A 13,379-nucleotide genomic window follows, 5' to 3' on the forward strand; every position below is an offset into this window, starting at 1 on the left:
TTGGCGGTGACATAACGGACACCAAGTGCGGCCAAGTTCATGATCGACGCGAGCGGGCAGGGCGGTGCGCTGGACGGGAGCGAAGCGGCCGCGACCGGCCCCGCGATCTTGCAGTTTGCGCCCTCTGGGCACCCGATTTGCCCGGTTTGCGGGGCACCAATGTGCAAGATCGCGCGATCGAGGGAGGGCTGGGCGGAGAGTGGGGATCGAGAACTCCCCCGGGAGGCCCCGAGGGTCGGCGATCTTGGAGTTGTGGTGCCTCGTGAAAGGTGTCAAGCCGGGCATCCTGGGCGCCACAACTCCAAGATCGACGGGGGCGTGGACGGGGGGACGGGCGGGTGGCCGGCCCGGGGGGTCAGGGCTCGAACTTGTAGCCCAGGCCTCGGACCGTGACGATGTAGCGCGGCGCGGACGGCTCCGGCTCGATCTTGGAGCGCAGCCGCTTCACGTGCACGTCCAGCGTCTTGGTGTCGCCCACGTAGTCGGCGCCCCAGACCCGGTCGATCAACTGCCCGCGGGTGAGCACCCGCCCGGCGTTGCGCAGCAGCAGCTCCAGCAGCTCGAACTCCTTGAGCGGAAGCTGCACCCCGGCGCCGCCGACCGTCACCACGTGCCGTTCGATGTCCATCCGGACCGGGCCGGCGGCGAGCGTCGGCGCGCCCGTCTCGTTCGACTCGGCGCTCTGCCGGCGCAGCACCGCCCGGATGCGGGCGACCAGTTCACGCGGCGAGTACGGCTTCGTCACGTAGTCGTCGGCGCCGATCTCCAGGCCGACCACCTTGTCGATCTCGCTGTCCCGCGCGGTGACCATGATGATCGGCACGTGCGAGCGCTGCCGGAGCTGCCGGCACACCTCGGTGCCCGACATCTCCGGCAGCATCAGGTCGAGCAGCACGATGTCGGCGCCGGTCCGGTCGAACTCGGTGAGGGCGTCGGTGCCCGTCGCGGCGACGGAGACCTCGAAACCCTCCTTGCGGAGCATGTAGGACAGGGCGTCGGAGAACGACTCCTCGTCCTCGACCACCAGTACGCGGCTCAACGGGTGTTTCCTTTCCTGTGGTCAGACCTGCCGGAGCTCGGCCGGGCCGGCCTCGATCCCAGCGGAGGCGAGTGTCGTCTCCAGGTCGTCCGGGGGGCGGGCGGGCAACCGGAGGGTGAACGTCGACCCCCCACCAAGAGTGCTCGACACGTCCACCCGGCCGCCATGGTTGCTGGCGATGTGCTTGACGATGGCCAGTCCCAGGCCGGTGCCGCCGGTCGCGCGGGAGCGGGCCTGGTCGGCGCGGTAGAACCGCTCGAAGATCCGGTCCACGTCGTTCGGGGCGATGCCGATGCCCTGGTCGGCCACGGCGATCTCGACGTGTTCGTCGGTTCCGGTGACCGTCACCCGGACCGTGGTGTCCTCGCCGGAGTAGGTGATTGCGTTCTCCACCAGGTTCGCCACCGCGGTGGCGAGTTGGCTGTCGCTGCCGTACACGGTCAGGCCCCGCTGCCCGCCGACGGCGATCTCCACCCGGCGGGCGGCGGCCGCGGTGCGGGTGCGGTCGACGACCTCGGCGAGCACCCAGTCCACCGAGACCGGCTCGGGCGCGGGTTGCGGCTCGGCGCCCTGGAGGCGGGTCAGTTCCAGCAGCTCCTGCACGAGGCGGCCGAGCCGGGTCGACTCGTGCTGGATCCGCTCGGCGAACCGCCGCGCGGCGACCAGGTCCTCGGACAGGTCGGGCGCGCCGTCGGAGGCCGGTTCGGTGGCGTCGACGAGCGCCTCGGCGAGCAGTTGCAGCGCGCCGATGGGTGTCTTCAGCTCGTGGCTGACGTTAGCCACGAAGTCCCGGCGTACCCGGGCGAGACGGTGCGACTCGGTGACGTCGACCGCCTCGATCGAGACGTAGCCGGAGCCCAGTCCCATCGCCCGCAGGTGCACGCCGAGCGGGTTGTCGCCACCGCCGTCGCGGCCCCGGGGCAGGTCCAGCTCGATCTCGCGCCGCACGCCCGTGCGGCGGACCTGCCCGGCGAGGGTACGGATCAACGGATGCGCCGCGATCGAGCCGGGTGTCGCCCCGGTACGCAGCAGACCCATCGCCCGGGCGGCCGGGTTGACGAGGACGGGCACGTCGTCCGGGCCGAGCACCACCACGCCGGCGCGTAGCGAGTCGATCGTCTTGCGTCCGAGCCCGGATAGGCCCCCCTGCTGGTCGTCCGGAATCGTCGGCCTCCCTGCGTCACGACGGGTGGTCCCGCCGCCCCGCGACGCCCGCCGGCGCCGCCACTGCTCAACCGGTCCGGACAGCGTCGCCCCGGCGACCAGCCCGGTCACCAGCGCCACGGCCACCGCGACCGCCACCGCCCATTCCACCCGGCGATCGTAGGGTCATTGTTAACCCAGGGATCGGGCACAAAGGGACGAACCACTCTCGCTTCCGGCAAAGTTCACCTGCGGGCCCCGCGTCGTTCACCCACGTTCATCCTGGTGCCGACCGTTCGGCCTAGCGTGGGGCGCGCACCTGCTCCCGCCGTACCCCTCGGGGTCGCGGCACCGACCCCAGGAAGTGACGATGCGCGACGAGTTCCGGGCCGACCTGCAGATTGTCAGCCAGTTGCTGGTGGACATGGCCGAGGCGGTACGCGCGGCCATGCGGCAGGCCACGAAGGGTCTGCTGACCGCCGACCGGACGGCCGCCGAGACGGTGATCGCGCGGGACGCCGAGATCGACGAGCTGTACCGGCACGTGGAGGAGCGGGTCTGCGACCTGCTGGCCCGGCAGGCGCCGGTCGCCTCCGACCTGCGTGCCATGATCACCGCGCTGCACGTGGCAGCCGATCTGGAACGGATGGGCGACCTGGCCGACCACGTGGCCAAGACGGCGCTGCGCCGGCACCCGTCCCCGGCCGTCCCGGCGGAGCTGCGGCCGGTCTTCACCGACATGGCCGGGATCGCCGACCGGATGGCCGAGAAGATCGGCGCCGTGCTGGCCAAGCCGGACGCCGACGTGGCCGCCGAGCTGGACGGCGACGACGACGCGATGGACGACCTGCACAGGAGCCTGTTCGGTGTGCTGCTCGGCGACGACTGGCCGTACGGGGTGGAGACGGCGATCGACGCGACGCTGCTGGGCCGCTTCTACGAGCGTTTCGCCGACCACGCGGTGAACGCGGGCGAGCACGTGGTCTACCTGATCACCGGTTCGACGTCCGCCTGACCCCGGCCCGCACGCAAGGAAGGGCCCCTTATTAACAGCGAGCGTTAATAAGGGGCCCTTCCTCTACCGCAGACGTTAAAAAGGGGCCCTTCCTTACATCAAGCTCAGCGGCCCTGGTTGGCTACCGCGGCGGCGGCGTCCTTGGCCGCGTCCGGGTCCAGGTACGTCCCGCCGAGCACCTGGGGACGCAGGTCGGCGTCCAGGTCGTAGCGCAGCGGGATGCCGGTGGGGATGTTCAGTTTGGCGATCGCCTCGTCGGAGATCTGGTCGAGGTGCTTGACCAGGGCGCGCAGCGAGTTGCCGTGCGCGGCCACCAGCACCGTCCGGCCGGCCAGGATGTCCGGCACGATCGAGTCGTACCAGTAGGGCAGCATCCGGTCGACGACGTCCTTCAGGCACTCGGTGCGCGGCATCAGCTCGGTCGGCAACAGCGCGTACCGGGGGTCGCCGACCTGCGACCACTCGTCCGCGTCGTCGATCGGCGGCGGCGGCGTGTCGTACGACCGGCGCCAGAGCATGAACTGCTCCTCGCCGTACTCGTCGAGGGTCTGCTTCTTGTTCTTGCCCTGCAGGGCGCCGTAGTGGCGCTCGTTGAGCCGCCACGACCGGCGCACCGCGATCCAGTGCCGGTCGGCGGCGTTCAGCGCCAGCTCGGCGGTGCGGATGGCCCGGCGCAGCAGGCTCGTGTGCACCACGTCCGGCAGCAGGTCGTGCTCGCGGAGCAGCTCGCCGCCGCGCCGCGCCTCGGTCTCTCCCTTGGCGGTCAGGTCGACGTCGACCCAGCCGGTGAAGAGGTTCTTGGCGTTCCAGTCGCTCTCGCCGTGCCGCAGCAGGACCAGCGTCCCGACGGTGGGCCCCTCGCTCGCAGTCATGCCGATCATCCTGCCGTACCGGCGCGACGGACACGCGCCGACCGGTCGTGACGACCACCACGTGGAAAACCTGATGACCACGGCTCCGGCCCGGCACTAGGTTGTAAGGCGTTCTAAACAGATCGGTCATTACCACACGGGGGCGTCGGGATGCGGACGGTACGAGGCTGGTTCCAGGACACGGCGGGTGGCCTGCCACGGACGTTCTGGTACCTCTGGGCCGGCACGCTGATCAACCGGCTCGGCTCGTTCGTCCTGATCTTCCTGGCCATCTACCTGACCCAGGAACGCGGCTTCTCCGCCGCCCAGGCCGGTCTGGTGATCGGTCTCTGGGGCGCCGGCGGCGCGGTCGGCACCACCATCGGCGGCACCCTGACCGACCGCTGGGGACGGCGGCCCACGCTGCTCGTCGCGCACGTCGGCGCGGCGGGCATGATGATCGCGCTGGGCCTCGCCCGGCCGCTCTGGGCGGTCGCCGTGGGCGCGCTGCTGCTCGGCGCGTTCGCCGAGGCGGCCCGCCCGGCCTTCGGCGCGATGATGGTCGACGTGGTGCCGGACAAGGACCGGCTGCGCGCCTTCTCGCTGAACTACTGGGCCATCAACCTCGGTTTCGCCTGCGCCGCCGTGCTCGCCGGCTTCGCCGCCCAGGGCAGCTACCTGCTGCTGTTCCTGGTGAACGCGACCACCACACTCGTGACCGCGCTGATCATCTTCGCCAAGGTCGGCGAGACCCGCGGCCCGGTCACCGCACTGCCGGTCAAGGGGATGCCGTCGCCGGCCGGCGCGCTGCGCACCATCCTCGCCGACCGGGTGTTCCTCGGCTTCGTCGCGCTCAACCTGCTCGCCGCGCTGGTGTTCCTCCAGCACATCTCGATGCTGCCGATCGCCATGGGCGACTCCGGGCTCAGCCCCGCCACGTACGGCTCGGTGATCGCGCTCAACGGCGTCCTCATCGTGGTCGGCCAGCTCTTCGTACCCCGGCTCATCAAGGGCCGCAGCCGCTCGCACGTGCTGGCGCTCGCGTCGCTGGTGATGGGCGCCGGTTTCGGGCTCACCGCGTTCGCCGACACGGTCTGGCTCTACGGCCTGACCGTGCTGATCTGGACCGTCGGCGAGATGCTCAACTCGCCGTCCAACGCCACCCTGATCGCGGAGCTGTCGCCGACCGCGCTGCGCGGCCGCTACCAGGGCGTCTTCTCGCTGTCCTGGCAGCTCGCCGGCGCCGCCGCGCCGATCCTCGGCGGCCTGGTCCGCGAGCAAGCCGGCAACAGCACGCTCTGGCTCGGCTGCGCGGGCATCGGCGTCGTGGCGGCCGTCGCCCACCTGATCTCCGGCCCGGCCCGGGAGCGCCGCGCGCTCGCGCTGCGCGCAGTGGGCACGCCGGTCGCGCCGGTCACCGCCACCGCATCCCCGGCGCCCGAGGCGGCCGAGGCCGCGGCCACCGCACCCGCCGCGCCGGTCCGGGCCGGTTCCTGAGTACGCCCCGACGCAACCGCCCCGAGGCGGGTGGATACCGTACGGGACGGAATCGGTAAGGAAACCTTCCTGGAGGACTGGTGCACGGCCTGCGGCGCTGGTGGGACGACACGGCCGGCGGGCTCCCCGCCACGTTCTGGTACCTCTGGTCCGGCCTGCTGATCAACCGGGCCGGCGCGTTCGCGCTGCTGTTCCTGTCGCTGTACCTGACCGTCGCGCGGGGCGCCCCGCCGTCGCTGGCCGGGCTGGTGGTCGGCGCGTACGGGATCGGCGGCGCGGCCGGCACGCTGCTCGGCGGTGTGCTGGCGGACCGCTGGGGACGGCGGGCCACGCTGCTCGCCGCCCACCTGGTCGCCGCCGGGCTGATGGCGGCGCTGGCGTTCACCACGCACCTGGCGGTGATCGCCGTACTCGCCACGCTGGTCGGGGTGGCGCACTCGATGCCCAGCCCGGCGTTCGTGGCGGCCATCGTGGACGTGGTACCCGAGGCGCGCCGCTCCCGCGCGTTCAACCTGCAGTTCTGGGCGTTCAACCTGGGCATGGCGGTGGCCTCGCTGCTGGCCGGAATCCTCGCCGAGGCCAGCTTCACCGCGCTGTTCCTGGTCGACGCCGCAGCCACGCTGGCGGCGGCGGTGGTGATCGCGCTGAAGGTGCCGGAGACGCTCACCCGGCGGCCGGCGCTCACGCCACGGGCGGTGATGGGACGCCGTCCCGGGCTGCACACCGCGCTCACCGACCGCACGTTCCTGGTGTTCGTCGGGCTGACGTTCCTGCTGGCAGTGCTGACCATGCAGACCTCGACGATCATGCCGCTGGCGATGCGCGCGGACGGCCTGCGCCCGTCGGCGTACGGGCTGGTGGTGGCGCTCGGCGGGGCGCTCATCGTGGTCGGGCAGCTGTTCGTGCCCCGGCTCATCGAGCCGTACCGCAAGTCGACGGTGCTGGCCGCCTCCACCGCTCTGATGGCGCTCGGGTTCGGCACGCTGACAGTCGCCGACGGGCTGCCGCTCTACCTCGGCGCGGCGGTGGTCTGGACGGCCGGGCAGATGCTCGCCGCACCGCCGAACGCGCAGATCAACGCCGACCTCGCCCCACCCGAGCTGCGGGCCCGCTACCAGTCGGTGTTCTACCTGACGTTCCCGGCCGCGTCGTTCGTCGCGCCGGCGCTGGGCGGGCTCAGCCTGGAACATCTGGGCGAGCGGCACTGGCTGGTGGTCGGCGCGCTCGGGCTGCTGGCCGCCGCCGGGCACCTGCTCGCCGGGCCGCCCCGGGAGCGCCGGGTGGCCGCGCTGCGGGCGGCAGCCGTGGAACCGGTCTCGTCTGCCCGCTGAGCGCCGACAACGGCAGAGCGCCCATCCCGACCCCCGTCGAGATGGGCGCTCTGACCGTACGCCCGGCGGCGGCGGGCGACACTCACCCCCGTAAGCGTCGCCCGCTCGCGCCGCCGGTTCCACGGGTGGCACCGTCCCCCAACGGCGTGCTCCACCCGATCTTCGCATCTCGCCTGCGCGGATCTGATCGATCCACCGCTCCCCCGAACGGAAACAAGCGTGACGCGGTGCAATAAAGTTAGTTCGCCCAGATTCCGGATTCAACCCAGATCGCTGTCTTGCCCGTCACAGCGTCCGTGTCGGGAATCCGGCTGTCCGTGCTGCGGTCCCTGGGATGGCAAACACCGGGTTCCCGGGGTCCATTCCCGTAAACCTCAGCCGTCCTCGCGATTCGGGTTCTCGGTCCGGAAGAAGTTGCTCTGCCGCCCGTCCCGCATCTGCTCCTGGTAGATCAGGTTCAGCCGCCGCAGGTCGAACGTCCGGAACCAGTCGTCCCAGGTGATCTCCCGGATCCGGCTGCTCTCCCGGTAGCCGGGGATGTTGAACGTCAGCACCCCGGGCCGGCCCGCACGCTCGGTGCCGGCGATGGTGGCCGGCTTCGCGCCCCGCGCCCGCGCCCAGCGCTGGATCACCTCGTGGTTACGGGTGACCAGGCTGCGGCCCGGACGCTCCGGCCGGTCCGCGAGCGACGTGATGAGCTGCGACGATCCGATCGACCGGCTGGACGCCGGCCCACGGGTCGGCGCGCTCTGCGCCCGAGCCGACGTCGCCTTCCGGGCCGGTGCCGCCTTGGCGCGCGAAGGAGCGGTCTTCGCCCTCGACGGAGCCGCCTTCTTCGCCCGGGCGGGCGCGGCCTTCGCGCGGGACGGAGCCGCCTTCGCGCGCGTCGCGGTCGCCCGCGACGAGGTGGCCTTGGCGCGGGGCGGGGCCGCCTTGCGCGTACCCGTCGCCTTGGCCCTGGCACCGGTGGCCCGCGCGGCCGGCGCGGACTTGGCCGGCGACGTGGCCCGGCGGGCAGTGGTCTTCTTCGCGGCGGTGCTCTTGCGGGTCGCGGCCGGCCGCCCGGCCGGTCCGGAGCTGCGCCGCGCGGCGCCGCCCTCCCCGCGCATCGTCCGCGCCAGGGTCTTCACGAGTTCCGGCTTCCGCAGCGCGGAGATCCCGGAGACCCCGCGCCGCTTGAGCTGGCTGCGGATGTCGTCCACCTTCATCCGGGATATCGCCGACTCCGACACCCTCGGGGTGTTCGGCGTCTGGTTGCCGGGTTGCCGCTTGGTCCGGGTCGCAGTCGTGCCGCGACCTGAGCTGTTGCGCTGAGCCATGGGACACGCTCCTCGACAGTCCGTCCTCGGCCCGCGGTGGGTCCCAATGCTCCGCACCGCGCGGGGCGGCATACCCGTCAGGAGGGCTCCGAACCTCCGGCGGGCGATCCGGCAGTGGCGGACGGCTCGAAGAGGTGCGCGAACGCGGCCAGGTTGGCAGTCGACTCGCCGCGCTTGACCCGCCACTCCCACTCCCGGCGGATGGCCGTGCCGAAGCCGATCTCCAGCATGCTGTCGAACGACTCGTCGGCGTACGTCAGCACGGAGCCCAGCAGCCGGTCCAGCTCGTCGGCGTCGACCCCGGCCAGGTTGACCCGACCGGTCAGGTAGACGTCGCCGACCGCGTCGATGGAGAACGAGACGCCGTACATGCGGGCGTTGCGCTGCAGCAGCCAGGCCCACAGCTCCTCGCGGCGCTCGTCGGGCTGGCGCATCACGAACGCCTCGACCCGCAGCGCGTGCTCGCCCACGATCAGGTTGCAGATCGTCTTGAGCTTGTGCGTGCCCGGCAGGGTCACCGCGTACGACGCCTCGCCGGTCGACTCCCACTCCAGCTCGCGCTCGGCGCAGACGGACTCGATCAGCGCGGCGACCTCACTCCTGCGGCTCATCGCACCCACTCTACGACCGGTCGACCGGGGCCGCCGGACGGGTGATCACCAGGAGCACAGCATCGCCGGGTCGCCGAGCCGCCGCGCCAGCCGGGCCCGGTGCTCGGTGATCGCCTCCCCGTAGACGGCGAGCAGGCCGGAGGCGGTGCGGTGCCAGGAGAAGTCCCGGGCGTGCCGCTCGGCGCCCCGGCCCAGCGCGGCACGGCGTACCGGATCGGGCAGCAGGCGCGCCAGCGCCCGGGCCCAGTCGACCGGGTCGTGGCCGTCGATGAGCATGCCGCTGACGCCGTCGCGTACCGCGGTGACCAGGCCGCCCACGGCGGCGGCCAGCACCGGCGTGCCGCACGCCTGGGCCTCCAGCGCCACGAGGCCGAACGACTCGTTGTGCGACGGCACCGCGACCAGGTCGGCGGCGCGGTAGAGAGCGGGCAGGTCCGCGCCGGTCTGCGGCGGCAGGAAACGCACCCGGTCGGCGATGCCGAGCGCGTGCGCCAGCTCGATCAGGGCGGTGGGCCGGTCCAGGCCACTGCCGCTGGGCCCGCCGCAGATCACCACGGTCAGCTCGTCGGCCAGCGCCGGATCCCGTTCACGCAGCGCGGCGGCGGCACGGACCAGCACGTCCGGCGCCTTGAGCGGCTGGATGCGGCCGACGAACGCGACCACGTACCCGTCGGCCGGCAGGCCGAGCCGGCGGCGTGCGGCCCGGGTCGCGGCGTCCCGGTCACCGACGGCGGGACGGAACCGCTCCAGGTCGACGCCGGGTTCCACGATCGCCACCCGGTCCGGGTCGGCCGCGTACCGGTCGAGCAGATCACGGGCCTCGACCCGGGTGTTGGCGACCAGCCGGTCCGCCTCGGTGACCACCTGCTCCTCGCCGATCACGCGGGCCTTCGGCTCGGGGCGGTCCCCGGCGGCGAGGCGGGCGTTCTTGACCTTCGCCAGCGTGTGCGCGGTGTGCACCAGCGGTACGCCCCAGCGCTCCTTGGCCAGCCAGCCGACCTGGCCGGAGAGCCAGTAGTGCGAGTGGATCAGGTCGTAGTGGCCCGGCGGGCGGGCCGCCTCGGCGCGCAGCACCCCGGCCGTGAAGGCGCAGAGCTGGCCCGGCAGTTCCTCCTTGGTCAGCCCCTCCAGCGGCCCGGCGGTGACGTGCCGGACGGACACGCCGGGCGCCACCTCGACCACCGGGGGCAGGTCACCGGCGGTGGCCCGGGTGAAGATCTCCACCTCGACGTCGGCCTCGGCCAGCCGCCGGGCCACCTCCAGGATGTAGACGTTCATGCCCCCCGCGTCACCGGTGCCGGGCTGGTGCAGCGGCGACGTGTGCACCGAGAGCGTGGCGATACGGCGCGGCCGCGGCCACGGCAGGGCACCTCGCTGACGACCGACACCGGTGTGCAAATCCGCCACGTCCGCTCCCTCTGTCACGGTTGATGCCGTCCCGCACGACCGGCGCTTCTCGGTCAACCCGTGTGCCGGATCTCATCTTCCCCATCGGGGTTCGGAAATGCCCTTCGCCGGGTCCCCGGCGTGACGGACCTCATCACCGCGCGCGGCCGGGCGGCGGTGGACAATGTCCGGATGACTTCAGTCGCCATCGTCACCGGGGCGTCCAGCGGGATCGGCGCGGCCACCGCCCGCCGGCTCGCCGCCGAGGGATTCCACGTGCTCGCCGCCGCCCGGCGTACCGACCGGCTCGCCGCGCTGGTCGCCGAGATCGAGGCGGCCGGCGGCGCGGCGAGCGCGGTGGCCTGCGACGTGACCTCGGACGAGTCGGTCGCCGGGCTGGCCGCCGCGGCCGAGGCCGCCCCCGGGCCGGTCACGCTGCTGGTGAACAACGCCGGCGGCGCGCGCGGCCTGGACCCGGTCGAGACGGCCGACGTGGGCGACTGGCAATGGATGTACGACGTCAACGTGCTCGGCACGCTGCGCGTCACCAAGGCGCTGCTCCCGGCGCTGGAGCGCTCCGGCGCCGGCACGATCGTGATCGTCAGCTCCACCGCCGGGCACGTCGTCTACGAGGGCGGCGGCGGCTACACGGCCGCGAAGCACGCGCAGACCGCAGTCGCCGGCACGCTGCGGCTCGAACTGTGCGGCCGACCGGTCCGGGTGATCGAGATCGACCCCGGCATGGTGAAGACCGAGGAGTTCGGCCTGGTCCGTTTCGGCGGTGACGCCGACCGGGCCGAGGCGGTCTACGCCGGTGTCGCCGAACCGCTGGTGGCCGACGACGTGGCCGACTGCGTGGCCTGGTGCGCGACCCGCCCGCACCACGTCAACATCGACCGGCTCGTGGTCCGCCCGCTGGCCCAGGCCGCACAGCACAAGGTGCACCGGGAGTCCTGATGGAGCGTCCGCTCGGCGTGGCCACCCGGGGCACCACCAACCCCAACCGGCTCCGGCGGGTGGACAACTGGGTCGTCGAGACCTGCGGCGACGCGCTGCGTGCCGCCGCCGACCCGCTCGTGGTCGACCTCGGCTACGGCGCCACCCCGGTCACCCCGGTCGAGCTGCGCGCCCGGCTGGCGTCCGGCGTCCGCGCCGACGTGCGGGTGGTCGGCCTGGAGATCGATCCGGTACGCGTCGCCGCCGCCCTGCCCGCCGCCGACCCGCCCGGGCTGACGTTCGCCAGGGGCGGCTTCGAGCTGGCCGGACTGCGTCCCGCGCTGGTGCGGGCGTTCAACGTGCTCCGCCAGTACGACGAGAGCGAGGTGGCCGACGCCTGGCACACAGTCACCGGGCGGCTCGCGCCCGGCGGGCTGCTGGTCGAGGGCACCTGCGACGAGCTGGGGCGGCTCGGCTCCTGGGTGCTGCTGGACGCCACCGGCCCTCTCACGCTCACGTTGTCGGCGAAGCTGACCACGCTGGAGAGCCCGGCCACGCTCGCCGAGCGGCTGCCGAAGGCGCTGATCCACCGCAACGTCCCAGGTGAACGCATCCACGACCTGATCGAGGCGCTGGAGCGGGCGTGGCGCGCGGCCGCCGGCTACGCCCCGTTCGGCCCCCGGCAGCGCTGGCTGCGGACGGTAGAGGCGGTGAAGGAGTCAGGCTGGCCGATCCAGGACAGCCCTCGTACGTGGCGCCACGGCAACCTCACGCTCCCCTGGCCCGCCATCTCCCCCCGCTGACCCGCCCGCCCCCGCCCCCCACCCACCGCCCACCGCCCACCGCCCACCGCCCCGCCGATCTTGGACTTGTGGCGCCCATCTTGCCCCGTTTGGCCCAGTTCACGAGGCACCACAACTCCAAGATCAAGGGAGGCGTCACCCCTCCCCTGGAACCCTCGGCGGGACCCTTCGAGCCAAGCGTTGATCTTGCACTTGCTGCCCCGGCAGAACGGGTCAAAACGCTCGGACCGAGGGCCGGAAGTGCAAGATCGCGGGGGTGGGAGGGGGAGTGGGAGGGGGCGGGGGGCGGGGGGCGGGGGCGCGGGTCAGATGGTGCAGTTGATCAGGACTGGTTCGGGGTGGAGGGTTACGCCGAAGCGGGACTGGACGCCGTCTCGGATCTCGCGGGCCAGCGCCACCAGCGCGGCCGTGCTGGCGCTGCCGGAGTGGTTGGTGAGCGCGAGCGTGTGCTTGCTGGAGATGGCGACGCCCTCCGGGCCCGCGTACCCCTTGCCGAAGCCCGCCTTGTCGATCAGCCAGGCGGCGCTGACCTTCACCGTGCCGTCGGCGCCCGGCCAGTGCGGCGGCTCACCCACCTCGGCGGCGCGTTCCCGTACCTGCTCGAACACCTCGCCCGGCAGCACCGGGTTGGTGAAGAACGAGCCGACCGACCAGGTGTCCGGGTCGGCCGCGTCCAGCACCATGCCCTTGCCGGCGCGCAGCTTCCGCACGGTGGCCCGGGCTTCGGCCAGCGGCACCCGGTCGCCGACCTCGACACCGAGCGCCCGGGCCAGTTCGGCGTAGCGGACCGGGCCGGAGCGCGGGGACCGGGTGAGCCGGAAGTCGACCGAGAGCACCACCCAGCGGTCGCTGTACTTGAAGATGCTCCCCCGGTAGACGAACCCGCAGTCGGCCGCCGCGATCCGCGCCACCCGGCGTTCGGTCCGGTCGTACGCCTCGACGGCGACGATGGTCTCGGCGACCTCCTGGCCGTACGCGCCGACGTTCTGGATCGGTGTCGCGCCGGCCGAGCCGGGGATGCCGGAGAGGCACTCCAGCCCGGACCAGCCGCGCTCGACGGTGGCGGCGACGAAGTCGTCCCACGGCTCGCCGGCTTCGACACGTACCGTGACGGTGTCGCCCTCCTCGGCCACGGCCTGGAACCCGCGCGAGCGGACGAGCACGACGGTGCCGGGGAAGCCCTGATCGCCGATCACGACGTTGCTGCCGCCCGCCAGCACCAGCACGGCCTGCTCGCGGGCCTCCGCTTCCTGCACTTTTCGCACGATCTGGGCGGCGTCCTCGGCGATCTCCAGCCGCCCGGCGGGTCCGCCGAGCCGGAGCGTGGTGTAGCGCGCCAGGGTGGCCGGATCGGTCGGTTCACCGGCAGTAGCCGGTTCGGCGTAGACGTCTGACACGCCTTTCACCCTAGGCTGAGGGGTAGCCGGCGCACCCACTGGTGGCCCGGT

Annotated in this window: 12 protein-coding genes; 5 read left to right on the plus strand and 7 right to left on the minus strand. The window is 72.8% G+C overall.

Features of this window, described 5'->3' with window-relative positions; translation table 11 throughout:
- Nucleotides 1–355: 355 nt before the first annotated feature.
- Nucleotides 356–1,039 carry a response regulator transcription factor gene (locus tag A4R25_RS11325; protein ID WP_030504594.1) on the minus strand — a complete coding sequence of 228 codons (684 nt, stop codon included), beginning with the start codon at nucleotides 1,037–1,039 and terminating at the stop codon, nucleotides 356–358.
- 21 nt (nucleotides 1,040–1,060) lie between these two features.
- A complete protein-coding gene (locus tag A4R25_RS11330; RefSeq protein ID WP_043328065.1) occupies nucleotides 1,061–2,353 on the minus strand; it encodes a cell wall metabolism sensor histidine kinase WalK in 1,293 nt (430 codons plus the stop codon).
- A gap of 199 nt (nucleotides 2,354–2,552) precedes the next feature.
- Between A4R25_RS11330 and phoU the strand changes: the two genes are divergently transcribed.
- Entirely contained in the window at nucleotides 2,553–3,197 is a 645-nt protein-coding gene (gene phoU, locus A4R25_RS11335; protein ID WP_064446849.1) for a phosphate signaling complex protein PhoU, read from the plus strand.
- A gap of 104 nt (nucleotides 3,198–3,301) precedes the next feature.
- On the opposite strand, the gene A4R25_RS11340 is transcribed toward phoU, so the two are convergent.
- On the minus strand, nucleotides 3,302–4,069 hold the full coding sequence (locus tag A4R25_RS11340; protein WP_043328063.1) for a phosphoglyceromutase: 768 nt from the start codon (nucleotides 4,067–4,069) through the stop codon (nucleotides 3,302–3,304).
- 150 nt (nucleotides 4,070–4,219) lie between these two features.
- On the opposite strand from A4R25_RS11340, the gene A4R25_RS11345 reads away from it, so the two are divergent.
- Together A4R25_RS11345 and A4R25_RS11350 are read left to right on the plus strand one after the other, a co-directional pair.
- Complete coding sequence (locus tag A4R25_RS11345) at nucleotides 4,220–5,545, plus strand: MFS transporter (RefSeq protein WP_064446688.1); 1,326 nt, start codon at nucleotides 4,220–4,222, stop codon at nucleotides 5,543–5,545.
- An 80-nt stretch (nucleotides 5,546–5,625) separates the two neighbouring features.
- Nucleotides 5,626–6,876 (plus strand): MFS transporter, encoded by a 1,251-nt coding sequence (locus A4R25_RS11350; RefSeq protein WP_043328060.1) that lies wholly within the window; start codon nucleotides 5,626–5,628, stop codon nucleotides 6,874–6,876.
- Between the two features lie 374 nt (nucleotides 6,877–7,250).
- On the opposite strand, the gene A4R25_RS11355 is transcribed toward A4R25_RS11350, so the two are convergent.
- The 3 genes from A4R25_RS11355 to mshA all read right to left on the minus strand — a co-directional run bounded on the left by A4R25_RS11355 (nucleotide 7,251) and on the right by mshA (nucleotide 10,213).
- Entirely contained in the window at nucleotides 7,251–8,195 is a 945-nt protein-coding gene (locus A4R25_RS11355) for a hypothetical protein (RefSeq protein WP_064446689.1), read from the minus strand.
- A 77-nt stretch (nucleotides 8,196–8,272) separates the two neighbouring features.
- Nucleotides 8,273–8,806 carry a YbjN domain-containing protein gene (locus A4R25_RS11360; protein ID WP_043328058.1) on the minus strand — a complete coding sequence of 178 codons (534 nt, stop codon included), beginning with the start codon at nucleotides 8,804–8,806 and terminating at the stop codon, nucleotides 8,273–8,275.
- 45 nt (nucleotides 8,807–8,851) lie between these two features.
- Nucleotides 8,852–10,213 carry a D-inositol-3-phosphate glycosyltransferase gene (mshA, locus tag A4R25_RS11365; RefSeq protein ID WP_043328056.1) on the minus strand — a complete coding sequence of 454 codons (1,362 nt, stop codon included), beginning with the start codon at nucleotides 10,211–10,213 and terminating at the stop codon, nucleotides 8,852–8,854.
- 171 nt (nucleotides 10,214–10,384) lie between these two features.
- Between mshA and A4R25_RS11370 the strand changes: the two genes are divergently transcribed.
- Both A4R25_RS11370 and A4R25_RS11375 read left to right on the plus strand, forming a co-directional pair.
- Nucleotides 10,385–11,149, plus strand: coding sequence for an SDR family NAD(P)-dependent oxidoreductase (locus A4R25_RS11370; protein WP_064446850.1), 765 nt, complete (start codon nucleotides 10,385–10,387; stop codon nucleotides 11,147–11,149).
- Nucleotides 11,149–11,931, plus strand: a complete 783-nt coding sequence (locus tag A4R25_RS11375) for a hypothetical protein (protein WP_064446690.1) — start codon at nucleotides 11,149–11,151, stop codon at nucleotides 11,929–11,931. The genes A4R25_RS11370 and A4R25_RS11375 overlap by 1 nt, the downstream gene beginning before the upstream one ends.
- 305 nt (nucleotides 11,932–12,236) lie before the next feature.
- Here A4R25_RS11375 and A4R25_RS11380 read toward each other — a convergent pair whose 3' ends face one another.
- Entirely contained in the window at nucleotides 12,237–13,328 is a 1,092-nt protein-coding gene (locus A4R25_RS11380) for a UDP-N-acetylmuramate dehydrogenase (protein ID WP_043328055.1), read from the minus strand.
- Between the last annotated feature and the right edge of the window lie 51 nt (nucleotides 13,329–13,379).

Origin of the sequence: Micromonospora sp. NBRC 110037 (genome assembly GCF_001652995.1) — a bacterium.
Lineage (GTDB): Bacteria > Actinomycetota > Actinomycetes > Mycobacteriales > Micromonosporaceae > Micromonospora > Micromonospora chalcea.

Bases quoted from the DNA above. Each gene is read 5' to 3' on its own strand.
- A4R25_RS11370 (WP_064446850.1), top strand. From the start codon at position 10,385: ATGACTTCAGTCGCCATCGTCACCGGGGCGTCCAGCGGGATCGGCGCG.
- A4R25_RS11340 (WP_043328063.1), bottom strand. From the start codon at position 4,069: ATGACTGCGAGCGAGGGGCCCACCGTCGGGACGCTGGTCCTGCTGCGG.
- phoU (WP_064446849.1), top strand. From the start codon at position 2,553: ATGCGCGACGAGTTCCGGGCCGACCTGCAGATTGTCAGCCAGTTGCTG.
- A4R25_RS11345 (WP_064446688.1), top strand. From the start codon at position 4,220: ATGCGGACGGTACGAGGCTGGTTCCAGGACACGGCGGGTGGCCTGCCA.
- A4R25_RS11360 (WP_043328058.1), bottom strand. From the start codon at position 8,806: ATGAGCCGCAGGAGTGAGGTCGCCGCGCTGATCGAGTCCGTCTGCGCC.
- A4R25_RS11355 (WP_064446689.1), bottom strand. From the start codon at position 8,195: ATGGCTCAGCGCAACAGCTCAGGTCGCGGCACGACTGCGACCCGGACC.
- A4R25_RS11375 (WP_064446690.1), top strand. From the start codon at position 11,149: ATGGAGCGTCCGCTCGGCGTGGCCACCCGGGGCACCACCAACCCCAAC.